The following is a 26,998-nucleotide window of genomic DNA, read 5'->3' as shown; positions in this document are numbered from 1 at the left end:
GAGAATTGCAATGAGCATCTTGCTACTGAAACCACCAAAATAAATGGGTCGAATTCTATCATTTTTTAGTAACGAAGCACAGCTTGTAAAAGCGCTCAGGAAAGACGATCCGAAAGCGCAGCGGCAAGTCTATGATAAATACAGCGCTCGCATGCTGGGTTTATGCTTTCGTTATATAAGCGATGATATGGCGGCCGAGGATGTAATGGTGGAGGGATTTTTGAAGGTATTTGGTAAAATAGATCAGTTTAGCGGCGAAGGAAGTTTTGAAGGATGGATTCGCAGAATCATGGTCAACGAAGCACTTGGTTATCTGAGGAGACAAAAAAGGATACTGGAAGATACTTTATCCGAAGAAGCTGTTAACATTCCGGATTATGCAAGTGCCGATCAGCATCTGGAAGCCGAAGAACTGCTGAAACTGATTGAAGAATTGCCGGTGGGTTACCGCACAGTTTTTAACCTGTACGCAATTGAAGGATATGCACACATTGAAATTGCTCAGATGTTGGGCGTGACGGAAAGTACTTCCAAATCACAATTGCACCGCGCGAGGGCAATGTTGCAGAAAATGGTTTCTGATTGGGATCGTGATTTAAAAAAAAAAGTAGCATATGAAAAAGCATCCTGTTGATGATCTTTTTAAACACAAACTGTCGGAATGGGAAAAAAAACCTTCTGTTTCAGCATGGGAAAAAATTCAGAAGGAAAATAAAAGAAACCGGAAAGTAATTAGCTGGCCTTGGTATGCGGCTGCAAGTGTCGTAATGACCTTAATCGCTGGATATGCAGTATGGAAATACAATGGCAATGCATCCATGCCGGGAAAAGGTACAGAAAGGCTTGCAGCTACGGTTAAACAAATGCCGGCTGATCCAATAGACAGTCAAATCAGGCAAGATAGCACGCCTGAAAAACTGGCTGTTTCTGAAAAAAAATCTGAAATCAGGATAAGTAAAAAACAACCTGGGAAATTACAGCACAAAGCTCTTGTACAACAGGAAAAACCAGCCCAGGAGAAAAATATCATTGCTGTAGAAGAAACGGAGTTGGCTGTTATCAAACCGGAAATCGTTCCTGAGGAAATTGAGGTAAATGCAAAAACGGAGGTAAAGCCTTTACCGGTGCAAACTGTTGCAAATGAGCTTTCAAGAACAATTGTTATAGCCGTTGAAACTTCGGGTAATGAAGAAGACAAGCCTAAAACTTCCAAATTTTCACGTGTATTTCGCCAGCTAAAAAATGCGAGAGCGGGCGAACAAGTGGATTGGGAAGAAATTGGCTTTAATCCGAAAAGTCTTGTTGCGAAAGTAGACGACCACTTGCGCAACGGAGAAGAAAAAGTGTCAGAAAAATACCATCATCTTAAAGAAAAAACAAAATTGTAATCTGCATCAGCCATGAAAACGAAACTATATTTCACGTTAGTTCTGATCCTGTTTTTAATAAACGTTAACGCTTATGCCTCGAATCGGCAATTGGTAAGAAATGCCACGGAAAAGGATTCGATTATTGTCACATTTGGCAACAAAACACGTCTGATCATTTACGGAGAAGACCGGAAGGAATTGGACAAAATCATGAAATATGACCTGAATACGTTGCTGCATGACCTGAAAATACGTTTAGACAGTACAAGTGCGGACACAACTTATCTGAGAGAAGAAGTTGACGGAAACAAATACCTGAGAGACAAATCGGATAATGAAAAAGACTATGTAAGAATTGGATTGCGTGGAATTCATATCAAGGACGGAGCCACCGAAGTCACAATCAATGCAAAAGGCGTGGAAGTAAAGGATGAGGATTCTATGTCAAGTGATTCTACATACGAGCGGAAAGGAAAGCATTTTTATAAAAAGAGTTGGAATTCTAGTCCTCGTAAAGGTTTTAACATCGCTCTCGGCTTGAATACATACGGAACAAATGAAACAACACCGGGCTATGTAAAATCGGATTATGACTTGCGGCCATTCGGATCACGCTTTGTGAGCTTGGGTTACATTGCAAGTACAACCGTTATACGTAGTAAAAATGCCAGATTACATCTTGATTTCGGAGTAGATTTTTCATGGTACAACTTGATGTTTGATGGAAACAACACCATTACAAAAGATGCTTCAAAAGTATATTTTCCGTTGATCACCGATGATGAAGGAAAGGAAATCAGCATGAAAAAGAGCAAGCTGACTGTTCCGTATGTTAACTTTTCCATTATGCCGACACTTAGCTTTTCAAGGTCGTTTGTTTCTTACATCAGTGCAGGTGTATACGGAGGCTATCGTCTCGGAAGTTATACGAAACTCCGGGAAGAAGGAAGCAAAGATGTTGATCATGTCCGGCAAAATTTCCATATTGAGAATTTAAGGTACGGGCTAGGCGCTGAAATAGGGCTCAGGAATTTTCCGGATTTATTTGTAAGTTATGATCTGAACAAGCTTTATGAAGAAAATAAAGGTCCTTCCGTCAGAATGCTGAGCTTTGGAATAAGGTTATTTTAAAAACAAATAGTGCATATAGCGGCTCTAAACGGCATTTTCTGTTTGAGTCGCTATTTTTATTTATTTTTTTTCAAAAAGAATTTGAGAATTTAAGAAAAGAGTATAATTTTGCGACTCCAAAAGTGAAACAAGCGGTTTTCACAGTTGTGTTGAAATGTTGTCTGGGGGTGTACCAGAGTGGCCAAATGGGGCAGACTGTAAATCTGCTGGTGTATGCCTACGGTGGTTCGAATCCATCCGCCCCCACTGCCTATATGAAAATTTGCTCCTGTTTATTACCAGTTCAGGAGAAGGCAAAATGAATGCGGAAGTAGCTCAGCTGGTAGAGCGATAGCCTTCCAAGCTATAGGTCGCGAGTTCGAACCTCGTCTTCCGCTCATATAGAAACACCATCGAAGCGATCAGCGAAAACATTCAATTGAAACTTTTTCGCTGATCGCTTTTTGGTTATAACAAATTTTGCCGTTGTAGCTCAGGGGTAGAGCACTTCCTTGGTAAGGAAGAGGTCGGGGGTTCAAATCCCCCCAATGGCTCATAAAGGAGCATTTTTGTGGTTGAAAATATCGGATTAAAAAAGATATGGTTTAGACCCGTTCAATGCTCCGAAGATTTTGGTTCTATGTATTTGGTGATTGATTTGAAGGGCTTGGTACTATAAAGCTGAACAGAATCAATAATTAGTGTTTAATAAATTCGTAATAACTTTTTAATTTTAAGCGTACTTAAGTCATGGCAAAAGAGACGTTTGACCGCTCGAAACCCCACGTAAATATTGGTACTATCGGGCACGTTGACCACGGTAAAACTACCCTTACAGCTGCTATCACAACTGTGTTGGCGAAAAAGGGTTTAGCAGTACTTCGTGATTTCTCATCAATTGATAATGCACCTGAAGAGAAAGAACGTGGTATCACAATTAATACATCCCACGTTGAGTACGCGACAGCAAACCGTCACTATGCTCACGTTGACTGTCCAGGTCATGCGGATTATGTAAAGAATATGGTAACTGGTGCTGCTCAGATGGACGGTGCTATCATCGTAGTTGCTGCGACTGATGGTCCCATGCCACAAACTCGTGAGCACATTCTTTTGGCTCGTCAAGTAGGTGTTCCTCAGTTAGTTGTATTCATGAATAAAGTGGATATGGTTGATGATCCTGAACTTCTTGAACTTGTCGAAATGGAAATTCGCGAACTTCTGAGTTTCTATGATTACGATGGCGACAACATTCCTGTTATTCAAGGTTCTGCTTTGGGTGGATTGAATGGTGAAGACAAGTGGGTTAAAACGATCGAAGATTTGATGGATGCTGTTGATAGCTACATTCCAATTCCTCCGCGTATGACTGATCTTCCTTTCCTTATGCCTGTTGAAGACGTATTCTCGATCACTGGTCGTGGTACTGTTGCAACTGGTCGTATTGAAAGAGGTGTTATCAACTCTGGTGATGCTGTTGATATTCTTGGTATGGGTGCAGAAGGTCTTAAATCTACCGTTACTGGTGTTGAGATGTTCCGTAAAATCCTTGACCGCGGAGAAGCTGGTGATAACGTAGGTCTATTGCTTCGTGGTATCAACAAAGAAGATATTCGCCGTGGAATGGTAATATGCAAGCCGGGTTCAGTTAAGCCTCACGCTGCATTTAAAGGTGAAGTTTACGTTCTTTCAAAAGAAGAAGGTGGACGTCATACTCCATTCTTCAACAAATACCGTCCACAGTTTTATTTCCGTACCACGGACGTAACTGGTGAGATTTCACTTCCTGCAGGTGTTGAAATGGTTATGCCAGGTGATAACATCACAATTGATGTGAAATTGATCAACAAAATTGCTATGGAAAAAGGTCTTCGTTTCGCGATTCGTGAAGGTGGACGTACCGTAGGTGCTGGTCAGGTAACTGAAATTCTAGATTAATTGCAATAAGTATACTGAACAAGTGCATTTCTGAAGAAATGCACTTGTTTTTTGTAAATATATTGTATCTTTGCAGCCCGAAAGTTAGGGTTGTGTCAAATACGGGTGTAGTTCAAGGGTAGAATAGCGGTCTCCAAAACCGTTGATGGGAGTTCGAATCTCTCCACCCGTGCATATTAAAAAGGAAAATGGAAAAATTTACTTCTTTTTTGAAAGCATCCTGGGAAGAAATAACCCAGCATGTTACATGGCCTCCTTTTAACGAGCTTCAGGCTAATACAACTTTAGTGCTTGTCGGATCCCTTATTTTTGCCTTTGTGGTAGGTGTAATGGATTTCGTTTTTGAAAATGCATTGAAGCTGTTTTATCAGTCTTTCTAAGGCTATTTATTGTAGCGGCAACCCCATAATAATATGAGTAGTCTAAATTGGTTTGTATTGAGAGCAGTGTCAGGGCAAGAGAAAAAGATCAAGTCCTACATTGAAAATGAAATAGCACGGCAAAAGCTTAATGAATTCGTTCCGCAGATTCTGATTCCGTCTGAAAAGATATATGAAATGCGAAACGGAAAGAAACGTGTTAGGGAAAAAAACTTCTTTCCAGGATACATAATCATTTCGGCAGACTTATCAAAAGGTGAAGTACTTCATATCATAACCAGTATTCCGGGCGTAATTGGCTTTTTAGGCAATGCAGAAGGAACTTCAAAAGTTCCGGTTCCACTTCGCCAATCTGAAATTAACAGAATTCTCGGTAAAGTAGATGAAGCAGAGCAGCATGAAGAAGCTCCTAGTATGTCATTTATAAAAGGAGAGACTGTTAAGGTAGTGGATGGGCCGTTCAGCGGATTTATCGGACTGGTTGAGGAGGTATTTGATGAAAAGAAAAAACTCAATGTAGTTGTAAAAATATTCGGGCGTAATACACCCGTGGAACTCAGTTACGCACAAGTAGAAAAGGATAGTTGAAAATTAGCGGGCAGGTAAGCTTCCACTTGCATGTGAGCCGTTAGATGATCAATGAACCGACAAATTTTACAAAACAATGGCAAAAGAAATAGGTGGATACGTCAAACTTCAGGTAAAGGGTGGTCAAGCCAATCCTTCACCTCCGATTGGTCCTGCACTGGGATCTAAGGGTTTGAATATCATGGAGTTTTGCAAGCAATTCAATGGCCGTACCCAGGACAAAATGGGTGTGGTATTGCCGGTAGTTATTACATACTACAAGGATAAGTCTTTTGACTTTGTCATCAAGACTCCCCCGGCCGCAATTCTGCTTCTGGAAGCATCAAAAGTAAAAACAGGTTCGGCTCAGCCTAACCGTTTAAAAGTAGGTTCTGTATCATGGGATCAGGTTCGTACGATCGCTGAAACTAAAATGCCGGATTTAAACTGCTTTACTATTGATTCTGCCATGAAAATGATAGCGGGAACGGCTCGTAGTATGGGTATTACTGTAGCAGGCAAAGCCCCGTGGGAAGAAAACAACTGAGCGTAGATTAAATTAATACGCTAAAGAAAAAAAGAACATGGGAAAACTGACTAAAAAGCAAAAAGAAGCTCTTTCGAAATTCGATGCAAATCAGGCTTACTCTCTTGAGCAGGCAGCGGACGTTCTTAAGACGATTTCCTATACTAAATTTGATTCTTCTGTAGATATCGACGTTCGTCTTGGCGTTGATCCTCGTAAAGCTGATCAAATGGTACGTGGCGTGGTAACATTGCCGCATGGAACCGGAAAAGAAGTTCGTGTATTGGTTTTGTGTACTCCGGACAAGGAGGCAGAAGCGAAAGAAGCAGGCGCAGATTACGTTGGTCTTGATGAGTATATCCAAAAGATAGAACAAGGCTGGACAGATATCGACGTGATTATTACTATGCCTAGTGTAATGGCAAAAGTAGGACGGTTGGGTAAAGTTTTGGGTCCTCGCGGACTTATGCCGAATCCTAAATCAGGAACTGTAACTCCGGATGTTGCAAAAGCTGTTAAAGAAGTAAAAGCAGGTAAGATCGATTTCAAAGTTGATAAAACAGGAATTATTCATACCAGTGTAGGCAAAGTTTCTTTTGGAAATGATCAGCTTGTAGCAAACGCTCAGGAAGTTATCAATACCTTGGTTCGCCTTAAACCATCTTCGGCAAAAGGAACTTACGTAAAAAGCATTCACTTGTCAAGTACGATGAGCCCGGGTGTTACTATTGATAAAAACACGATTCCAGGATTATAATATGACACGGGAAGAGAAAGCAGTAATTATAGACGAATTAAGTCAAAAATTCGCTAGCACTCCATACTTCTATATCACTAGCGCAAACGGAATGTCTGTCGGTGAAACAAACCAGCTTAGAGGCCTTTGCTTCGAACGCGGAATTGAGTATCGTGTTGTTAAGAATACATTGATTAAGAAAGCACTGGAAACATTAAATACGGATTATTCCTCTTTTGACGAAGTTTTAAAGGGATTTTCCGGAGTAATGTTTCACCCGGAGTCAGGTAAAGTTCCTGCACAATTGATTAAAGAATTCAAGAAAAAATCAGGTAGCGACAAGCTTAAGTTCAAAGGAGCTTCTGTTGACTCGTCGGTTTTTGTTGGTGAAAACCAGCTTGATGTTCTGATCGCTCTGAAATCCAAACAGGAAATGATCGGAGAGGTTATCGGATTGTTGCAATCGCCTGCCAAAAATGTTATTTCTGCTCTTTCCAGCGGAGGAAACAAATTGGCTGGTATTCTCAAAACTTTATCTGAGAAAGAAGACTAATATAAAAAGCCAGGCTGAGCTCTCCGGGTTAATGTAAATCAGAGCTTTTAAAACATCTTATTGTATAATCAAAAAATCAAAATAAAAATGGCAGATTTGAAAGCTTTCGCAGAACAGCTTGTTAACCTTACGGTTAAAGAAGTGAACGAATTGGCTGCAATTCTTAAAGACGAGTACGGTATTGAGCCTGCAGCTGCTGGTGCAGTAATGGTGGCAGGTCCTGCTGCTGGTGGTGGTTCAGATGCTCCTGCAGCTGAAGAAAAAACATCTTTTGATGTTATTCTTAAAGCAGCCGGTGCAAGTAAACTTGCGGTTGTTAAATTGGTAAAAGACCTTACCGGACTTGGACTGAAAGAAGCGAAAGAATTGGTGGATGGTGCTCCAAAACCTGTTAAAGAAGGAGTTGCTAAAGACGAAGCTGAAGCTTTGAAAAAACAACTTGAAGAAGCAGGTGCAGAAGTTGAAGTAAAATAATTTGCTTACAACGTCAACCTATAACTTTTAGGAATGAGGCCTGGTTTTCATCAGGTCTTTTTCCTATTTTATATACATACTAAACCAAAATCGTTTTTTTTGCGTTTGTATATAACAGCCTTTGCGATTTATTAAGGTTGTATTTCTCCATATTGAATAATTTGTCCGAAACACTTCTTTATTCGTAGAAAAGACAGAAAAGGGACAATTATTTATTCTTCTACGAGGCATTAGATTAGGTTTAAAACTAATTAATACCATTGCGTGCTGTAAAGGTTACTTCAACGCATTAGTTTGTCTACTAACCCAAATCAAACATAGCCTTGGCTACAATTAAAGCAACACCTAGAAAAAATTTTTCGAGGATTAATCAGATTATCGATTATCCGGATCTGTTGGGAATCCAGGTACAATCATTCCGGGATTTTTTCAGTTTGGATACATCTGTTGAAGATCGGTCCGGCGAAGGATTGTACAAAGTTTTCGCTGAAAACTTTCCAATTGCTGATTCACGCGACAATTTCGTGCTGGAATTTATTGATTATCTCCTTGAACCGCCAAAGTATTCCGTCGATGAATCTATTGATCGTGGTTTGACTTATGCCGTTCCGCTTAAAGCAAAATTGCGCCTGATCTGTAATGATGCCGATCACGAAGAATTTGAAACCATTGAACAGGAAGTTTTCCTGGGAAATATTCCTTACATGACCGAAAGAGGTTCATTTGTAATCAATGGTGCTGAACGTGTGATTGTTTCGCAACTTCACCGTTCTCCGGGCGTGTTTTTCTCGATGAGCAAGCACACAAACGGATCTAAACTATATTCAGCGCGGATCATTCCGTTTAAAGGTTCATGGATTGAATTTTCTACAGACGTGAATAACGTCATGTACGCTTACATCGATCGTAAGAAAAAATTTCCGGTAACTACACTTCTGAGAGCCATTGGTTTTGGTTCTGATAAAGACATTCTGGATCTGTTCGGATTGTCTGAAGAAATTAGTGCGACACCTGCAAACCTCAAAAAGGCCGTTGGTCGTCGTTTGGCAGCAAGGGTTCTTCGTACATGGACTGAGGACTTTGTGGATGAAGATACCGGCGAAGTTGTTTCGATTCAGCGTAATGAAGTATTGCTGGAACGTGATTCAACGATTTCTCCGGAAGACATCGAAGTGATTGTGGAATCCGGACAGAAGTCTGTTATTCTGCATAAAGAAGATATGAATGTAGCGGATTATAATATCATTTATAATACGTTGCAAAAAGATAGCTCTAACTCTGATAAAGAAGCCGTTGAGCAAATATACCGTCAGCTGCGTAATGCAGAAGCACCGGATGAACAAACGGCTCGTGATGTAATCCAGAGCTTGTTCTTCAGTGACAAGCGTTATGATCTGGGTGACGTTGGTCGTTACAGAATTAATAAAAAACTGGGTTCTGACACCAGCCTTGATGTTCGCGTTCTGACAACAGGTGACATTGTTTCTATCGTAAAGTATCTGATCGGTCTGATCAATGCAAAAGCGGTTGTGGATGATATTGATCACTTGTCAAACCGTCGTGTCCGTACTGTAGGCGAGCAGCTTTATGCGCAGTTTGGTGTTGGTCTTGCGCGTATGGCGCGTACGATTAAAGAGCGTATGAACGTACGTGATAACGAAGATTTCAAGCCTGTTGATTTGATCAATGCGCGTACGTTGTCTTCTGTTATCAACTCATTCTTTGGTACAAACCAGTTGTCTCAGTTTATGGATCAAACCAATCCATTGGCTGAAATTACACACAAGCGCAGAATGTCAGCGCTTGGACCTGGCGGTCTTTCCCGTGAAAGAGCTGGTTTCGAGGTTCGTGACGTTCACTACACGCACTATGGACGTCTTTGTACCATTGAAACTCCAGAAGGTCCGAACATCGGTCTGATTTCTTCACTTTGTGTATTTGCAAAAGTAAATGGAATGGGCTTCATCGAAACGCCATACCGTGTTATTGATGGCGCTGGTAAGCTGACGGATGAACTGATATATATGACTGCGGAAGAAGAAGATTCCAAATACATTGCACAAGCGAATGCTTCTGTAGATGATAAAGGAAACTTTACCGTAGAAAAAATCAAGACACGCTTTGAAGGTGACTTCCCGATGGTTGATCCTTCTCAGGCATCTTATATGGACGTTGCTGCCAATCAGATCGTTTCTGTGGCGGCTTCTCTGATTCCGTTCCTTGAGCACGATGATGCCAACCGTGCATTGATGGGATCAAACATGCAGCGTCAAGGTGTTCCATTGCTGCGTCCACAAGCGCCGATTGTTGGAACAGGTCTTGAAAAACGTGTTGCTATGGATTCACGTGCGCTGGTTGTTGCTGAGGGAGATGGCGTTATTGAGTTTGTAGATGCCAAGAAAATTGTTGTTAAATACGACAGAACAGATGAAGAACGTCTCGTGAGCTTTATTGAAGACAGCGTTTCTTACGATCTTGTAAAATTCCGTCGTACCAACCAGGATACTTGCCTTAACCTTCAGCCAATGGTTCTTAAAGGCCAGAAAGTGAAGAAAGGAGAAGCACTTTGCCAGGGTTACGGTACCGAAGGCGGCGAACTTGCACTGGGCCGCAATCTTTTGGTTGCATTTATGCCATGGCAGGGATATAACTTTGAGGATGCGATTGTAATTTCTGAAAAAGTAGTTCGGGAAGATATCTTTACTTCGATTCACATTGAAGAATTTGAATTGGAAGTTCGTGATACCAAGCGTGGAGAAGAAGAACTTACGGCTGAAATTCCGAACGTAAGTGAGGAAACTGTTAAAAATCTGGATGAAAACGGTATCGTTCAGGTTGGTACGGAAGTAAAAGAAGGAGATATTCTGATCGGTAAGATCACTCCGAAAGGAGAATCCGATCCGACTCCTGAAGAAAAACTGCTTCGTGCCATTTTTGGTGACAAAGCCGGTGATGTGAAAGATGCTTCCAAAAAAGCACCGCCATCCATGAAAGGGGTTGTTATTGATACGAAATTGTTCTCACGTCCAACAAAAGAAGAACGTGCAAAACATAAAGACGAGCTTCGCCTGCTCATGAAAAAATACAGCCGTGACCTGACTCAGCTTCGCGGACGTATTATCGAAAAGCTGGTTGAACTTGTTGACGGCAAAACGACACAAGGCGTTAAGCATAAGTTTGGTGATGAGCTGATTTCAAAAGGAATGAAGTTTAATGTGAGAAATATCTCGGAAAACTTGTTCCCGGCAAACAACCCTTACCGCGACGAAAGCCAGTATGCAGTTGCAGAAGAAGTAAACCTGATTGGTGATGTTCTGACTGATTCATGGACTGAAGATGCAGAAACAAACAGACAGGTTTCATTGGTTCTTAAGAACTATTTGAACGCGCGCAGTGAATTGATGGGTCGGTTCAAACGTGATCGTTTTGCGCTTGAAGTCGGTGACGAACTTCCTGCCGGAATCGTGAAACTGGCGAAAGTATATATCGCTAAGAAACGTAAATTGAAAGTTGGAGATAAAATGGCGGGTCGTCACGGTAACAAAGGGGTTGTTGCCCGTATTGTTCGTGATGAAGACATGCCTTTCCTGGAAGACGGAACGCCTGTTGATATCGTGTTGAATCCGCTTGGTGTACCTTCACGTATGAACATCGGCCAGATTTACGAGACAATTCTTGCTTGGGCAGGTTTGAAACTGGGCCGCAGGTATGCTACACCGATTTTTGACGGTGCTACCGAAGCCGAAGTGGCAGCTGAGCTGAAAGAAGCAGGATTGCCTGACTGGGGACGTACTTATCTTTACAATGGATTAAGTGGTGAGCAGTTTGATCAGCCGGTAACCGTTGGTCTGATGTACATGATGAAGCTTGGTCACTTGGTGGATGATAAAATGCACGCCCGTTCAATCGGACCGTACTCGCTTATTACGCAGCAGCCTTTGGGTGGTAAAGCACAATTTGGAGGTCAGCGTTTCGGAGAAATGGAAGTATGGGCACTTGAAGCATTCGGTGCATCGCATATTCTTCAGGAAATTCTTACCGTTAAATCCGATGATGTTGTTGGCCGTGCCAAAGCATACGAAGCAATCGTAAAAGGTGAAAACCTTCCGAAACCGAATATTCCGGAGTCCTTCAACGTACTTGTTCACGAACTTCGTGGATTGGCTTTGGAGATTACGCTGGACTAATTTATAGTCGTAAGGAGAATTGTGCGAAAGTACAGTTCTCCTTAGAAATGCAATAAAGATTGAGTTTCGACTTATAGACAAACGACTTTTTAATTATGTCTTTCAAAAAGAACAAAAAACTTAATAGTGATTTTTCCAGAATGACGATCAGTCTGGCTTCACCCGAATCGATTCTTGAGAGTTCTTTCGGTGAAGTAACACAGCCTGAAACCATCAATTACCGGACTTACAAGCCGGAAATGGGCGGGTTATTCTGCGAACGTATTTTCGGACCTGTAAAGGACTGGGAATGTCATTGCGGGAAATACAAACGTATTCGTTATAAAGGAATTATCTGCGACCGTTGCGGCGTGGAAGTTACTGAGAAAAAAGTACGTCGTGAGCGTATGGGTCACATTGAACTGGTCGTTCCTGTTGCTCATATCTGGTACTTCCGCAGCTTGCCTAACAAAATAGGTTATCTGCTTGGATTGTCTACCAAAAAACTGGATCAGATTATTTACTACGAGCGCTATGCAGTAGTACAGCCGGGTATTAAAGAAGAGGACGGCGTTAGCTATCTTGATTTCCTTACCGAAGACGAATACCTGGATATCGTGGATAAACTGCCACGCGAAAACCAGTTGCTTCCGGATACGGATCCAAACAAATTTATCGCGAAAATGGGTGCGGATGCACTTGAAATGCTTTTGAACCGGATCAAACTGGATGAGCTTTCATATGAACTTCGTCACCAGGCTGCAACGGATACTTCGCAGCAACGTAAAGCAGAAGCGTTAAAGCGTCTGAAAGTTGTTGAAGCATTCCGTGATGCCAATACACGCATCGAAAACCGTCCGGAGTGGATGGTGATCAAAATGGTTCCGGTTATTCCACCAGAACTTCGTCCGCTTGTGCCTTTGGACGGCGGTCGTTTTGCGACTTCCGATTTGAATGACCTTTATCGTCGTGTAATCATCCGGAACAACCGTTTGAAACGTCTGATCGAGATCAAAGCGCCGGAAGTGATCTTGCGTAACGAAAAAAGGATGTTGCAGGAAGCGGTTGACTCCCTTTTTGATAACAGCCGTAAAGTAAATGCCGTACGTTCTGAAGGAAACCGTGCATTGAAATCACTTTCCGACATGCTCAAAGGTAAGCAGGGACGTTTCCGTCAGAACTTGCTTGGTAAGCGTGTCGATTATTCAGGTCGTTCGGTAATCGTCGTTGGACCTGAGTTGAAATTGCACGAATGCGGTTTGCCGAAAGATATGGCGGCAGAATTATTCAAGCCGTTTATCATCCGCAAGCTAATCGAACGTGGAATCGTTAAAACGGTAAAATCAGCGAAGAAGATCGTAGATCGTAAAGATCCTGTGATCTGGGATATTCTGGAAAACGTTTTGAAAGGACATCCTGTTCTGCTGAACCGTGCTCCGACGCTTCACCGTTTGGGTATCCAGGCATTCCAGCCAAAACTGATCGAAGGGAAAGCGATTCAGTTGCACCCGTTGGTTTGTACTGCATTCAACGCTGACTTTGACGGTGACCAGATGGCCGTTCACGTGCCGCTTGGTCAGGAAGCCGTACTGGAAGCTTCGATGCTGATGCTTTCGTCACATAATATCCTTAACCCTGCCAACGGCGCACCGATTACGGTTCCTTCACAGGACATGGTTTTGGGTCTGTATTATGTTACAAAAGGCCGTGTAAGTACGCCTGAATATCCGATTATTGGAGAAGGTAAAATTTTCTATGGCCCTGACGAAGTTGTTATCGCCATTAATGAAGGCAAACTTTCTAAACACGCCAATATCAAATGCCGTCTGCGTGTACGTAACGACGACGGAACGTTTGAAACAAAACTGGTTGATACCGTAGCCGGACGTATTCTTTTCAATCAGGCTGTTCCTGAGGAAGTAGGATATATCAATGAGTTGCTGACGAAGAAAAAACTTCAGCAGATAATTGGTCTGGTTTTTAAAATGGCCGGCGTTGCCCGTACAGCTCAATTCCTTGATGAGATCAAAGAACTTGGTTTCCAGATGGCCTTCAAAGGCGGTTTGTCAATGGGATTGAATGACGTAATGGTTCCGGACGAAAAAGAGAAACTCATTGAGCAAGCCAAAGGTGACGTAGAGAACGTTTGGAGTAACTATTTGATGGGTCTTATCACTGAAAACGAACGTTACAACCAAGTTATCGATATCTGGACTCGTGTTAACTCACGCATCACAGAAACATTGATGAAACAGCTGGAAACGGATCAGGGTGGATTTAACTCCATTTATATGATGATGCACTCCGGTGCACGTGGTTCGCGTGAGCAAATCCGTCAGCTGGGTGGAATGAGGGGTCTGATGGCCAAACCTCAGAAAAATATTGCCGGTGGTGCAGGTGAAATCATCGAGAACCCGATTCTTTCCAACTTTAAAGAAGGTCTTGACGTTCTTGAATACTTTATCTCGACACACGGTGCACGTAAAGGTCTTGCCGATACAGCTTTGAAAACAGCGGATGCAGGTTACCTGACCCGTCGTTTGCATGACGTGGCACAGGATGTTGTTGTTGTGGAAGAAGATTGCGGATCATTGCGCGGTATTGCAATTTCTGCTTTGAAAGACAACGAAGATATTGTTGAGCCGCTTTCTGAACGTATCCTTGGCCGTGTAAGCGTTCATGATGTGTTCGATCCGCTTTCTAATGAAATTATCCTTACTGCCGGTCAGGAAATTACAGAAGAAATCGCCGCATACATCGATGAAACCAGCATTGAAACAGTCGAAATCCGTTCGGTACTGACTTGCGAAACACGTAATGGTGTTTGTGCAAAATGCTACGGACGTTCATTGGCTTCTGCACACATGGTGAACATTGGTGAAGCTGTGGGTGTAATTGCATCGCAGTCGATCGGTGAGCCGGGAACGCAGCTGACACTCCGTACATTCCACGTTGGTGGTACGGCTTCCAACATTTCTGTTGAAGCAAATATCAAGGCGAAATTCGACGGTGTAATTGAATTTGAAGACCTTCGACTTGTGCAGTCTGTAAATTCAGAAGGAGATGACATTACAGTAGTAATGGGACGTTCCGGTGAAGTGAAAATCATTCACCCTGAAACAAAACAACTGCTTATTTCCAACAACGTGCCTTACGGTGCTACCCTGTTGGTAAAAGAAGGCGACACGGTGTTCAAAGGACAGGAACTTTGTACCTGGGACCCATATCATGCTGTAATCCTTTCCGAATTCACCGGAGCAGTTTCCTTCGATGCAATTGAAGAAGGCATTACATACCGTGAGGAATTTGATGAGCAGACTGGCTTCCAGGAATCAGTGATCATTGAAACACGTGATAAAACCAAAAACCCGGCCATCGTGGTAAAAGGCAAGTCAACGTTGCTGAAAGATCAGACTGAAAAAGGTTACAACCTTCCGGTTGGAGCACGTCTGGTTGTTAAATCCGGAACAAACATTAAAGCAGGTCAGCCTCTGGCAAAAATCCCTCGTGTTGTTGGTAAAACCCGCGACATTACAGGAGGTCTGCCGCGTGTTACCGAGCTTTTCGAAGCACGTAACCCGTCTAACCCGGCAACGGTTTCTGAAATCGACGGTGTAGTTTCTTACGGAGGTGTGAAACGCGGTAACCGCGAGATTCATATCGAATCAAGAGACGGAACACAACGTCGTTACATGGTGGCACTTTCGAAACACATTCTGGTTCAGGATGGCGACTTTGTAAGAGCAGGTGATCCATTGTCCGACGGTGCCATTACGCCAGCTGATATTCTTTCCATCAAAGGACCAACTGCGGTGCAGGAATATCTTGTGAATGAAATTCAGGAAGTATACCGTCTGCAGGGTGTGAAGATCAACGATAAGCATATCGAGTGTATCGTACGCCAGATGATGCAGAAAGTGGAAATCCTGGATGCAGGTGATACGAACTTCCTTGAAATGCAACCGGTTGACCGTGTAGTATTCCGTGAAGAAAATGACAAGATTCTGGATATGAAAGTAGTTGAGGACGCAGGTAGCTCCGAAACACTTAAACCGGGTATGATCATTTCTGTACGCCGTTTGCGTGATGAAAATTCAAGCTTGAAACGTCGTGACCTGAAACTGGTTACTGCACGTGATGCGCAGGCAGCTGTTGCGAAACCTACTTTGATGGGTATTACACAAGCTTCTTTGGGTACTGAAAGTTTTGTTTCTGCGGCCTCGTTCCAGGAAACAACCAAAGTATTGAGCGAAGCAGCCGTAAGAGGAAAGCGCGACGAACTGAAAGGATTGAAAGAAAACGTGATCGTAGGTCACTTGATTCCGGCCGGAACAGGTATGCGTCAGTACGAAAACCTGATCGTTGGATCGAAAGAAGAATTTGATGCATTGACTGATTCGCGTGAAAAACAATCACGCAAGAAAAAGGAGTTGGTGTAAACATCATCTTTCATAAAAAAGAGCCGGTTCTGCTTATGCGGAACCGGCTCTTTGCTTTTTGATACTGTTTATTTTTAGTAATTTCCGGCTGCAAACCCAAATGTTGTAAAAACCCTGAATCAGAAAAACTTACAAATGGAAGATAACAATAAAGAAAGCGAGCAACAGATAAATGTGGAGTTGTCCGAAGAAATGGCGGAAGGTGTGTATTCCAACCTTGCCATGATCGCACACTCCAATAGCGAATTCATTCTGGACTTTATCCGGCTCATGCCAGGCGTTCCGCGTGCCAAGGTAAAAGCCCGTATTATCATTACGCCCGAACATGCCAAACGTCTGATTGCTGCTTTGACCGATAACATTCAAAAGTATGAAGATCAGTATGGAACAATCCCCAGTTCTCAGGACAATGAGCCGACATTCAATTTTCCGATAAGCTTTGGCGGTCCCGGCGGCGAAGCTTGATGGCTTGTTTGGCAAGAAAAAAATAATTTTAACGTTACTTCATTATTTTTACTCTAATACCGGCTTCTTAAGGTATTATAATCCGGCATTTGCAATAATTTAGTCTGATGGTATTTGCCGGGATCAAACAAGAAGATTGTTTGTAATCTCGGAAATAACCATTACGTAGTTCCCTTTCAGTATAACCTCTTGTAAATCTTACATTACTAATTACTTGGTCTGCTTTGTATTATTATAAAGCACGTATGTAACATTAAAAATTCATCATGGCGTCATTTAAACTTACAATCAACAATCGTGCATATGATGCAGATGTGGAGAAGGATACTCCGCTTTTGTGGGTTCTGCGCGACAATCTGGGCCTGGTCGGTACCAAATACGGCTGCGGAATTGCACAATGCGGCGCGTGTACAGTGCATCTGGATGGCAAGGCGGTACGTTCCTGCGTACTTCCAGTATCGGCCGTAGGAAAAGCGAAAGTAACGACAATCGAAGGGCTCTCGGAAAAGGGAGATCATCCTGTTCAGAAAGCCTGGGACGAAGTGGACGTGGCGCAATGCGGTTATTGCCAGGCCGGACAGATTATGACTGCGGCTGCATTGCTGAAAGAAAATCCCAAGCCGTCAGATGAAGAAATTGTTTCGACGATGAGCGGAAATATTTGCCGTTGCGGAACTTACCACCGTATACGTGAAGCAGTCAAAGTAGCAGCATCTAAAACCAACTGATCATGCAGACATCAGAACAAACTTCCAGACGTAATTTTATTAAAATTGCGGCAGCAGCAGGCGGCGGATTATTCCTGGGCTTCAACTGGTCAAATTCATCTGCGCTTCCGGTGGTTGTAGACGCTCAAAAAGTCGCAGCAGGTTTGGTAAATTTCAATAGTTACCTGTCCATCGGAACGGATAATGTCATTACAATCATATCCCCGAATCCTGAAATCGGACAAGGAATAAAGACCGCTTTTCCAATGGTGGTCGCCGAGGAACTGGATGCAGACTGGAAACAGGTCAAAACGGTGCAGGGAAATCTGGATACGGGTATTTACGAGCGGCAGGTTACAGGCGGAAGCGGTGCTGTTCCGCATTCATGGGAACGCCTTCGCAAAGCCGGTGCTACTGCACGCTATTTACTGGTGGAAGCAGCCGCGGCACAATGGAGCGTTCCGGCGTCAGAATGTACAACCGAGAATGGAAAGGTTTTGCACAGAACTTCCGGTAAATCCCTATCTTACGGAGAACTGGCCGAAGCTGCTTCGAAAATGCCGGCTCCGGCAGAGGTGAAACTGAAAAAGGAAAGCGACTTCAAACTGATCGGGCAATCGGTCCGGAATGTTGACAATAACAATATAGCAACGGGTAAACCGCTTTTCGGCCTGGACGTTTACAGAGAAGGCATGTTGTTTGCCATGATTCAGCGTCCGAAAGCATTTGGTCTGAAGCTGAAATCCGTACAGAAGGAAGCTGTAAAATCGATGCCGGGTATTGTGGATGTTGTAACTTTTGATAACAGCGTAGCTGTCGTTGGAAAGTCCACATGGCAGGTGAAAAAGGCCAAGGATGCCCTGAAAATTGAATATGAAAAAGAAGCAGAACTGGAAAGTTCTGCGGACCATAACCGAATTTTCCAGCAATTAATGGAAAATGGGGAAGCTACAGTACGCCGTAAAAACGGTGATGTGGAAACGGCATTCAAGAATGCGGCAAAAGTGATTAAATCCGAATACCAGTGCCCGTTCCTGCCGCATAGCCCGCTGGAACCCATGAACTTTTTCGCGCATGTGCGGGAAGATGGCGTAGAGCTTATCGGGCCTACGCAGACGCCGGAAAGAGCGCGTACCGAAGTGGCAAAACTGACCGGAATTGCTCCTGAAAAAATAACCGTGGAAATCACTCGTCAGGGCGGGGGCTTCGGGCGGCGTCTGGCTGCCGATTTTGTTCTGGAAGCGGCAAATGTTTCCAAACTGGTGAAAGCGCCGGTGAAAGTAATCTGGACACGGGAAGATGATATGACCGGTGGTATTTACCGTCCGGCTGTACGTTACCGTTTTGAAGCCGCACTGGATAAAAGTGGGGAACTGATCGGTTACAAGCTTCGGGGCGTAGGAATGAATTCTGGAAATTCCACACGCGAGGATAATTTTCCTTCCGGTTCTGTTGAAAATCTTCTGATTGATTCTGTTGAATATAAGTCGCCGATTACAACCGGTCCGTGGCGTGCACCGATTACCAATTTCCTTGCCTATGCCGAACAGTCTTTTCTGGACGAAGTAGCAGAAGCAGCAGGAAAAGATCCGGTTGAATTCAGATTGGCATTGCTGGAAAAAGCCAAAAAGTCGCCAGTCGGAGATATCAAGTATGATGTGGACCGAATGATCGGCGTTGTCAAGCTTGCGGCGGAAAAGAGCAAATGGGGTAAAAAGAAAGGCGTTTATCAGGGATTCAGCGTTTATTTTTCTCACCGGTCGTATGTTGCGCAAGTGGGAGAAGTTGTAATGGAAAAAGGTAAACCTGTTCTGAAAAATGTCATTGCTGCTGTGGATTGCGGAATTGTCATCAATAAAAGCGGATCGTTGCAGCAGGTTAGAGGCGGTGTTGTAGACGGCCTCGGACATGCTATGTACGGCAACATGACGTTTAAGGACGGAGCGCCGGATCAGCGTAATTTCAATGGTTTCCGACTGATCCGAATGAATGAAATCCCGGAAGTGGACGTGCATTTTGTAGATAACGGCATTTCGCCTACAGGTCTTGGCGAGCCGGCTTTACCGCCGGCCGGAGGCGCAGTTGCCAATGCATTTTACAAAGCAACCAAGCAGCGATTGCGCAATCAGCCATTTATCAACGAAGAAGCTTTTAAAGGCATTTCATAAATATTATTCCCAATCAATTTAAGACAGAAAGATAAAATGTAATATTACATTTTATCTTTCTGTCTTTTGTTTTACAACAACATATTGCCGAGCAATTCCTTTTCCTGTGCAACCGTAACCTTTGACAATGATATGAAAAAGAAAATGACTGCTATTTGCCTTCTGATTGGTCTGGGCCTGAGTGCGTTCAGTCTGGTTGAATTTCCTGAAGCAGCAATAGATAACGGAATTGTCAAGGCAAAGCTGTATTTGCCGGATGCCTCGGCCGGTTATTATCAGGGAACACGTTTTGACTGGGCGGGCGTAGTCCCGAGCCTTGAATACAAAGGACATACGTATTTCGGACAATGGTTTTCCACGTATGATCCCAAACTGCACGACGCCATTATGGGACCGGTTGAAGAATTTACACCTTTGAATTTCGACGAAGCCAAAACAGGAGAAGAATTCCTGAAAATAGGCGTTGGTACTTTGATAAAACCGGATGACAAAAAGTATTCATTTGCGACTAATTATGCCATCAAAAATGCAGGTAAATGGACGGTAAACAAAAAAAGCGATCATGTGGAATTTACACATGTAATGCAGGACGGAGCGGGATTTTCCTATATCTATAAAAAAACAGTCAGGCTCGTGAAAGGAAAGCCTGAACTGGTTCTGGAGCATAGCCTTAAAAATACAGGCACTAAAGAAATCAATACAAGCGTCTATAATCACAATTTTTTTATGATTGACAAAGAGCCTTCCAATGAGAACATCAGGATTGTTTTTCCCTTTGATGTTACCGGAGAAGGCAAAGGTTTTGGTACAATTATTAATGCGAAGGATAAAACACTTCGTTACACGCGCGAAGTTGTAAAAGGGGATCAGGTTTTTAGCAGCGGGTTGCAGGGATTTGGTAACACTTCCAAGGATTATGATATCCGAATTGAAAATACGAAGACAGGCGCCGGCGTCCGGATCACAAGTGATCGTGCCTTGGAAAAGCTGGTGTACTGGGCTTGCCCGACAACATCATGCCCGGAACCGTATGTCAGACTTTCTGCAAAGCCGAATGAGGAAATCACATGGAAAGTAAACTATGAATTTTACACTTTTTAAACGGAATATGCTTTTAAAGTATGCTTTTATATTTCATTTCTTATTTTAAATGAGCTCTCATAAACATCTTGATAAAGCCTCCGCTGCGGGTCTGCTGGTTGCATTAGGAATCATTTTTGGAGACATTGGTACGTCTCCGCTCTACGTTATGCAGGCCATTATCGGCAATAACAGCATATCAGAAGAAGTAGTTTATGGTGCGGTTTCCTGCATTTTCTGGACACTGACCCTTCAGACAACGGTAAAATATGTTATACTGATCCTCAGAGCTGACAACAAAGGCGAGGGTGGAATCCTGGCTTTATATGCATTGGTAAGGCGCAATGCAGCATGGCTTACGATCCCGGCCATTATCGGAGCCAGTACGCTCCTTGCAGACGGTATCATTACGCCGCCAATTTCGGTTTCATCCGCAGTTGAAGGGCTCAGAATACTTTATCCGCATATCCAGACCATCCCGATTGTAATCGGTATTCTTACGTTGCTGTTTATTATTCAGGTTTTTGGGACCACAATCGTAGGAAGAGCGTTCGGGCCGGTTATGATGATCTGGTTTCTGATGCTTGCAGTGCTTGGTGTTTCGCAAGTTATCGGCCATCCCGAAATCCTGAAATCGATTAATCCGTATTACGGATACAAGCTGCTTGCCCAGCATCCCGGCGGATTCTGGATGCTTGGTTCTGTATTTCTGTGTACAACGGGAGCGGAAGCACTTTACAGTGATCTTGGCCATTGCGGAAGAGGAAATATCCGGATCAGCTGGATTTTTGTAAAAGTTTGTCTGCTGCTCAATTATTTCGGACAAGGCGCATGGCTGATCGTACATGCCGGAACGACACTGGGCGGCAGAAAACCTTTTTATGAAATCATGCCCGAATGGTTTCTGCTGCCGGGAATCTGTATTGCTACCATGGCGACTATTATTGCAAGCCAGGCATTGATAAGCGGTTCGTTTACACTGATTTCAGAAGCGATCCGTTTGAATTTCTGGCCAAAAGTCAGGCTTATTTATCCGAGTGACAAAAAAGGGCAGCTTTACGTGCCAAGCGTCAACTGGCTTTTGTGGGCAGGATGCGTCGGCATTGTGCTTTATTTCAAGGAGTCCGCTCATATGGAAGCGGCTTACGGGCTGGCAATCACACTGACCATGATTATGACTACGATCCTGATGTCAGTCTATTTATATTTCAGCAATGTAAGCAAATGGATCATTGGGATTTTTCTGATCGTTTACCTGGCTATTGAAGGGTCTTTCCTGGCCGCAAACCTTTTGAAATTTACGCATGGAGGCTGGGTTTCCCTTCTGCTGGCTACTATTATTGCATTGGTTATCACGGTTTGGTTAAAGGCCTATTCCATCAAGCTGAGATTGACAGAATTTGAAAGTCTGGAAAAATACATCGGGCCTCTGAAAGAACTAAGTAACGACATCAGCATTCCCAAATACTCAACACACCTGATTTTCATGTCGAATGCAGCACATGAATCGGAGATTGAAAACAAGATTATTTATTCTATTTTTTACAAAAGGCCAAAACGTGCGGACATATATTGGTTTATACATGTGGAAACAACGGATGAACCTTATACAATGGATTATCATGTCAATATCATTGCCGAAGACGATGTTATTAAAGTCACGTTCAGGCTTGGCTTCCGGATTGAACAGCGGATCAATCTGTTTTTCAGGAAAGTTGTGGAAGACATGGTTCTTAACAAAGAAGTGGATATCACAAGCCGTTATGAATCCTTGAACCGCCAGAATATAACCGGCGACTTCCGGTTTGTAGTGCTGGAACGTTACCTTTCCATAGAAAACAATCTGCCTTTTATGGAAGAACTGATTATGAAAATCTATTTTACAATCAAAAGCATTACTACTTCCGAGGATAAATGGTTTGGTCTGGACAGCAGTTCTGTAAAGGTGGAAAAAGTGCCGCTTGTTTTAACGCCGGCCGAAAAAATAAGAATGAGAAGGGTTTACAGCTAGGCAATTTCTGATGTTTTTTCCAAATACTATTCCCTGAACTGCATGGTTCTATGTGTATACGAATACGCAGTTTGGGGATAAAAGTGTTAAAATATAATGCTCATATTCTTGCTTTACAGCCCGTAAGCCTGCATCATGCGTTATACCTGGCTTGGTCCGGAGACCTTTTTCAGATTACAGATGAATCCAAAAGCTGGAATGCTTTTGGATAACATTGATCAGGGATCGGAATCGGTTCCTGATCATCTGAAAACAGGCTGACAATGAAAAATCTGAACGTACTCATAATAACAGCATTGCTTGCATCAACCGGCATTACTTATGCCCAAACGACTACGCCGCAATCCACCCCGGAACAAACTTCGGTTCCTACGACACCAACAAGTGAAAAAAAGGAGGAGTTTGCTGCTCCGCAGACCCCTGTAAGGCCTGCAAATACACCTTCCGAGGATACTCTGATCAAAGGACAAGTAAGTTCCGGTGCAATAATCAAAGACACTTTAATGCCTTCTGCAACAAAAAACGATAAAGTAAGTCGCCGTAAAAACAAGAGAAGAGGAATGAATGCCGATACAGCTTTAATCAATACGAGAACCGATTCGATAAGGAAGCCGTGATGTGATTTTAAGCCAAACCTCCGTCAAACTTGTTTTGCCCGGGGTTTGGCATTTGGTTATCAATAGCGTATTAACTCTCAATTGTTATAATTTGATTTTCTATACCCGGGCGCTGCGTTGCGACACAGCTTCCAAATCGGTTTCCCAAAAAGGCTGAGTAACAACTGCCTTGTTTTCATTAATCCAGGTGCACCAGACTTTTCCATTATAAGCTCTTTTGACCACAGGCATGGAGAGATTGCCATTTTCAAAAGTTACAATTTCAACAATCTGGTATTCATCAATTTGCATAAGCCTGGATCCGTTTTTTTCTTTCACCCAGTCATCTCTGACAAACTTCAACGTAACCATTAGTTAATTATATAGATTTTGATATTGATTGTACAATGCAAATGCTGTGCCATATCGGAATCTGCTTTAAGCCTTTCCGAATACCCAAAATACTAATAATAAAGATATAGAAATAATATTACAATTGTAATTTTTTATATAACTAGTATTTAGACAAAGCGATTTAAAAATATTTTTTCTCAAATACGATATTTGTAGTAATCACCATGTATATTAGTGTACGAATTAACTGATTTCAAGCAACCTGTATGATTATTTAAATTTACGTGAACATGGTACATGATAAAAAAGGGCGTGTTGTTTTATCGTTTAATAATGACAGTTTCAAGCATTATTTGCTGCTGAAATATGTCAGTAAAGCATCAGATCCCGAATGGGAAGAAGTGGGTTTTGTTACAGAGAAGTTGATTTCTCCGGAATTCTGGATACAGTTGCAGGATTATGCAAGAGCGGATGTAGAAAGCCAGGGAGGGAAGCTGATCGGCTATGAAATGGTTAACGAGGAACTGGTAAGTCACGAAAAAATAAATTCTGACTTGTGGCCTACAAACTGGATGTGGGTTATTCAAAAGCAGAATTTTCAATAATCACATACCTTCATCAGCAGTTAATGCCAAGGACAGCTTTTAAAGCTGTCCTTTTTTATTTCTGTTTTATTCAAACAAGTTACGCCTTATGATCTGTTTTCATGAGCAGCTTACGGATCGTCTCTATGCTTTTGACACGGTACTTCAAGCCCAGTATCATCACAATGATGGCAATGCCAAGTAAAGTTACATAGCCGAGGTAATTGCTGTCAAACAATTCATTCAGGATTTGTCCCAGCAAAAGAATGAGGGAAATTACAACCATAAAGACAAGCACTGCAATCCATGCGTAATATGATGCAGGCGTTGCCAGCTCCGCAAGCCTGCCTTTTATTTCAACGGTAATGGCATGAAACTTGGCATCCAGAAAGCTGCTTGCCGTATCAAGCAGGCTTTTCTTTTCATCTTTGGCTTTTGTTCCGTCACCAGAGTCATTCAGTGCATGTCCAGAAATTGGTTGCGGCATATCCGGCGTTTGTATTACCTGTTCTCTTCTGATCATCAGTACGGCATGCTCATTGGGGGAAATGCCTGTGCCGTCGGTTTTTGCATAAACTTTTGTGAATTCGGCGCCAAAATACAAAATGATGGATGAGTAGTAAATCCACGTAAGCAGGATAACAATAGAGGCAGAAGTGCCGTAAGATGCGCCAAGATCTTGCTTCCCAAGATAAAAGCTGATTGCAAATTTACCGATTGCAAACAGAACAGAAGTAAAAGCAGCTCCGACCAGGCATTCTTTCCAGCGCACATGGCCATCGGGAAGAATCTTGAAAATAACGGTAAACAGTGCTGTGATAATGACAAGTACCAAAGCAATATTCAGTGCTGAAAAAAGGATGACGGAAACCTCGGAAAAGTAACGCTCCAGCCTGCTGCTCAGCAGATCAACCATTGTATTGACACCTAGTGAAACGATAAGCAGAAATCCTAAAGTAATGATAATGGAAAAGGAAAGAAGCCGGTTTTTAAGATACTGAAGCCAGCTCTTTTTAGGCTTTGATTTTATAGACCATATATAATTGATCGAATCCTGAATTTCGGCAAATATACCCGTAGCACCAATCAGCAAGGTAACAATACCGATCGTTGCAGCCATGCCCGATTTATTTGACAGTTCGGCATTCTTAATAATTTCCTGTAACTGGGCAGCAGCCTGTTTTCCAACCAGGCCGCTGATCTGCCCGAAAAGTTCACCCTGAAATGCCTCTTTACCATATACGATACTCACAATCGAGATGATGACCAGAAGCATGGGAGCCATTGAAAATACCGTATAATAGGATAAAGCAGCACTTAGTTTCATGCAATTATCCTCAACAAATTCGCTGGCGCTGTCTTTTATCAGGGAAATTATAAATTTTATCTTGGCCATATTTTCAGTTATGATAGAAATTTGACTGTTCAAATGCGTTACCGAATTATCAATATTCATGCCAGATGGCTAAAACAGGGCATATTGCAAGGAAAGCAGGGCATATTGCCTTTTTCAATGATCCTTTCCGGAAAAATGAATGGAATAAGCACCTCGTCTGTAAAAAACAGGACGATCAGCAAGCTGCAAAGGCTGGGTACGATTTTATATGCTGGTTTTTTCTTATCAAATGTCATCAAACTGTAAACAGAGAAAAAATGAAAAAGCTGAGAACCATTTTAGCCATTGTCATTGGATTCACAATCATAAATCTGAACGCATGCACACCCAAATCCGATGATGAAAATAACAATCGTACAACAGATCCGGCAGTAGTCGGAAAAGATACCAATTCAGTTGAATTAAGAAAGAGTATTCCTCAAAGTGATCCCAATATAAACAGTACGCCGGCGGTAAGAAAAGGCGGTCCGGATGCAGATGCAGATTCCATTGCCAAAAAGCGGGAACTTAAAGAAGGAAGAAATGAATAAGGCCGGATGCCCGACCATAACAAGCCTACTTTCCGGAGTACGGCAGTGAAAACAGACCGGAACCTGAGGTTTTTAAGTATTGGAATGATTTTTAAAGCAGGTAATGTATCATCAAGATTCCCATTTTAATAAAAATCAGCAAACATGAAAAAGATAGCAAGCATCATGATATTTATCCTGACAGTTTCAGGAGCAGCATTTGCACAGTCAACGACCAACTCAACCAATCCGAAGCAAGCCGGAACCGCCAATGAAGGCAGCAACAACCAGGCAAACAACGGAACGGATACGCAGGGAACTACTCAGGGCGCCAATCATGAAAATAACAACAATACAGCAACGCAGGCGGGCAGAGCAGGCCAGGTGAACGGTTCCAATGCAAGTTCGGGAACAGGCAAGAAAGGTAACGAAGCGCACGGTAACGAAGCAGGGTCAAAGGCACCCGGCCCTTTGCAGAGACCTTTGCAGAGAGGAAGTGAAAACGGAAGCAATAAAAAAGCAGATGCTTCTTCAAAAGCAAAAAAGAACTGATTTAGCCAAAAGCAACTACATTCCGATGTACTCTGAACCCGCCAGTTTGTTCTGGCGGGTTTTTTTATGAAACTCTGCCTCACACTTTACTTCCATGTATTAGCCGGAAAGCCACTTTACAAGGCAGATTCGGGACGTCCGGTTCTCACCGGTTTTTTTGTATGCATGGCTTATTCTGCTGCACGTTTTCTGCTGATTGCCCCATACTTTTTTGATTTAAATGATCAAAAAAGTATATACAAACACTTGAAAAGCATAATTCCGGTATCTGAGCAATCTATAATTTTGACCATATGAATTGCGGGTTCCAAAATGAA

23 protein-coding genes and 4 tRNA genes are annotated in these 26,998 nt (G+C 42.7%); 25 read left to right on the top strand and 2 right to left on the bottom strand.

Translation table 11 applies throughout. The features are described 5' to 3' along the window. Positions 1–43 precede the first annotated feature (43 nt). The 22 genes from FEM55_RS20160 (at position 44) to FEM55_RS20055 (ending at position 23,307) form a co-directional block, all read left to right on the top strand. Positions 44–634: an RNA polymerase sigma factor gene (locus FEM55_RS20160; RefSeq protein WP_138283201.1), complete on the top strand. Its 591-nt coding sequence runs from the start codon at positions 44–46 to the stop codon at positions 632–634. Further along, a complete protein-coding gene (locus tag FEM55_RS20155) occupies positions 615–1,388 on the top strand; it encodes a hypothetical protein (protein ID WP_138283200.1) in 774 nt (257 codons plus the stop codon). The genes FEM55_RS20160 and FEM55_RS20155 overlap by 20 nt, the downstream gene beginning before the upstream one ends. Before the next feature lie 12 nt (positions 1,389–1,400). Next, complete coding sequence (locus FEM55_RS20150) at positions 1,401–2,501, top strand: outer membrane beta-barrel protein (RefSeq protein WP_138283199.1); 1,101 nt, start codon at positions 1,401–1,403, stop codon at positions 2,499–2,501. Positions 2,502–2,664: 163 nt separating this feature from the next. Then, positions 2,665–2,747, top strand: a tRNA-Tyr gene (locus tag FEM55_RS20145). Positions 2,748–2,805: 58 nt separating this feature from the next. After that, positions 2,806–2,878, top strand: a tRNA-Gly gene (locus tag FEM55_RS20140). Between the two features lie 84 nt (positions 2,879–2,962). Further along, a tRNA-Thr gene (locus FEM55_RS20135) sits at positions 2,963–3,034 on the top strand. 196 nt (positions 3,035–3,230) lie between these two features. Continuing rightward, positions 3,231–4,418: an elongation factor Tu gene (tuf, locus tag FEM55_RS20130; protein WP_138283198.1), complete on the top strand. Its 1,188-nt coding sequence runs from the start codon at positions 3,231–3,233 to the stop codon at positions 4,416–4,418. Between the two features lie 101 nt (positions 4,419–4,519). Beyond that, positions 4,520–4,590: transfer RNA gene (locus FEM55_RS20125), tRNA-Trp, on the top strand. A 16-nt stretch (positions 4,591–4,606) separates the two neighbouring features. Next, entirely contained in the window at positions 4,607–4,798 is a 192-nt protein-coding gene (secE, locus tag FEM55_RS20120; RefSeq protein WP_031528323.1) for a preprotein translocase subunit SecE, read from the top strand. Positions 4,799–4,831: 33 nt separating this feature from the next. Next, positions 4,832–5,386 (top strand): transcription termination/antitermination protein NusG, encoded by a 555-nt coding sequence (nusG, locus tag FEM55_RS20115; protein WP_138283197.1) that lies wholly within the window; start codon positions 4,832–4,834, stop codon positions 5,384–5,386. Positions 5,387–5,462: 76 nt separating this feature from the next. Further along, the gene (gene rplK / locus FEM55_RS20110; protein ID WP_026631777.1) at positions 5,463–5,912 is read left to right on the top strand and encodes a 50S ribosomal protein L11; all 450 of its coding nucleotides are present in this window, start codon (positions 5,463–5,465) and stop codon (positions 5,910–5,912) included. A 37-nt stretch (positions 5,913–5,949) separates the two neighbouring features. Continuing rightward, positions 5,950–6,648, top strand: a complete 699-nt coding sequence (rplA, locus tag FEM55_RS20105; RefSeq protein ID WP_138283196.1) for a 50S ribosomal protein L1 — start codon at positions 5,950–5,952, stop codon at positions 6,646–6,648. Between the two features lies 1 nt (position 6,649). Beyond that, positions 6,650–7,180 carry a 50S ribosomal protein L10 gene (gene rplJ / locus FEM55_RS20100; protein ID WP_138283195.1) on the top strand — a complete coding sequence of 177 codons (531 nt, stop codon included), beginning with the start codon at positions 6,650–6,652 and terminating at the stop codon, positions 7,178–7,180. An 87-nt stretch (positions 7,181–7,267) separates the two neighbouring features. Further along, positions 7,268–7,654, top strand: coding sequence for a 50S ribosomal protein L7/L12 (rplL, locus tag FEM55_RS20095; RefSeq protein WP_138283194.1), 387 nt, complete (start codon positions 7,268–7,270; stop codon positions 7,652–7,654). A 323-nt stretch (positions 7,655–7,977) separates the two neighbouring features. Next, entirely contained in the window at positions 7,978–11,841 is a 3,864-nt protein-coding gene (gene rpoB / locus FEM55_RS20090; protein ID WP_138283193.1) for a DNA-directed RNA polymerase subunit beta, read from the top strand. A gap of 95 nt (positions 11,842–11,936) precedes the next feature. Next, on the top strand, positions 11,937–16,259 hold the full coding sequence (gene rpoC, locus FEM55_RS20085; RefSeq protein WP_138283192.1) for a DNA-directed RNA polymerase subunit beta': 4,323 nt from the start codon (positions 11,937–11,939) through the stop codon (positions 16,257–16,259). A 135-nt stretch (positions 16,260–16,394) separates the two neighbouring features. Then, positions 16,395–16,724: a DUF3467 domain-containing protein gene (locus FEM55_RS20080; RefSeq protein ID WP_138283191.1), complete on the top strand. Its 330-nt coding sequence runs from the start codon at positions 16,395–16,397 to the stop codon at positions 16,722–16,724. 266 nt (positions 16,725–16,990) lie between these two features. Then, entirely contained in the window at positions 16,991–17,452 is a 462-nt protein-coding gene (locus tag FEM55_RS20075; protein WP_138283190.1) for a (2Fe-2S)-binding protein, read from the top strand. 2 nt (positions 17,453–17,454) lie between these two features. Further along, positions 17,455–19,599, top strand: coding sequence for a xanthine dehydrogenase family protein molybdopterin-binding subunit (locus FEM55_RS20070; RefSeq protein WP_138283189.1), 2,145 nt, complete (start codon positions 17,455–17,457; stop codon positions 19,597–19,599). 132 nt (positions 19,600–19,731) lie between these two features. Beyond that, positions 19,732–20,700: a hypothetical protein gene (locus FEM55_RS20065; protein ID WP_138283188.1), complete on the top strand. Its 969-nt coding sequence runs from the start codon at positions 19,732–19,734 to the stop codon at positions 20,698–20,700. Between the two features lie 49 nt (positions 20,701–20,749). Next, positions 20,750–22,690 carry a KUP/HAK/KT family potassium transporter gene (locus FEM55_RS20060; protein WP_138283187.1) on the top strand — a complete coding sequence of 647 codons (1,941 nt, stop codon included), beginning with the start codon at positions 20,750–20,752 and terminating at the stop codon, positions 22,688–22,690. A 263-nt stretch (positions 22,691–22,953) separates the two neighbouring features. Next, positions 22,954–23,307, top strand: a complete 354-nt coding sequence (locus tag FEM55_RS20055; RefSeq protein ID WP_138283186.1) for a hypothetical protein — start codon at positions 22,954–22,956, stop codon at positions 23,305–23,307. A 99-nt stretch (positions 23,308–23,406) separates the two neighbouring features. Here the strand turns inward: FEM55_RS20055 and FEM55_RS20050 are convergent, their stop codons facing one another. Further along, positions 23,407–23,598 carry a hypothetical protein gene (locus FEM55_RS20050; protein ID WP_229209350.1) on the bottom strand — a complete coding sequence of 64 codons (192 nt, stop codon included), beginning with the start codon at positions 23,596–23,598 and terminating at the stop codon, positions 23,407–23,409. 332 nt (positions 23,599–23,930) lie between these two features. Here FEM55_RS20050 and FEM55_RS20045 point away from each other — a divergent pair, with 332 nt between their 5' ends. Next, positions 23,931–24,245, top strand: a complete 315-nt coding sequence (locus FEM55_RS20045) for a hypothetical protein (protein ID WP_138283184.1) — start codon at positions 23,931–23,933, stop codon at positions 24,243–24,245. Between the two features lie 79 nt (positions 24,246–24,324). Here the strand turns inward: FEM55_RS20045 and FEM55_RS20040 are convergent, their stop codons facing one another. Further along, positions 24,325–25,620 (bottom strand): YihY/virulence factor BrkB family protein, encoded by a 1,296-nt coding sequence (locus FEM55_RS20040; RefSeq protein ID WP_138283183.1) that lies wholly within the window; start codon positions 25,618–25,620, stop codon positions 24,325–24,327. 257 nt (positions 25,621–25,877) lie between these two features. Here FEM55_RS20040 and FEM55_RS20035 point away from each other — a divergent pair, with 257 nt between their 5' ends. Next, complete coding sequence (locus tag FEM55_RS20035) at positions 25,878–26,150, top strand: hypothetical protein (protein WP_138283182.1); 273 nt, start codon at positions 25,878–25,880, stop codon at positions 26,148–26,150. 144 nt (positions 26,151–26,294) lie between these two features. Next, complete coding sequence (locus FEM55_RS20030; protein ID WP_138283181.1) at positions 26,295–26,681, top strand: hypothetical protein; 387 nt, start codon at positions 26,295–26,297, stop codon at positions 26,679–26,681. The last annotated feature ends 317 nt before the right edge of the window (positions 26,682–26,998 follow it).

It is taken from the genome of Dyadobacter sediminis (assembly GCF_005860765.1).
GTDB classification, from domain to species: Bacteria; Bacteroidota; Bacteroidia; order Cytophagales; family Spirosomataceae; genus Dyadobacter; species Dyadobacter sediminis.
This window is presented reverse-complemented; position numbering and strand designations above follow the sequence as displayed.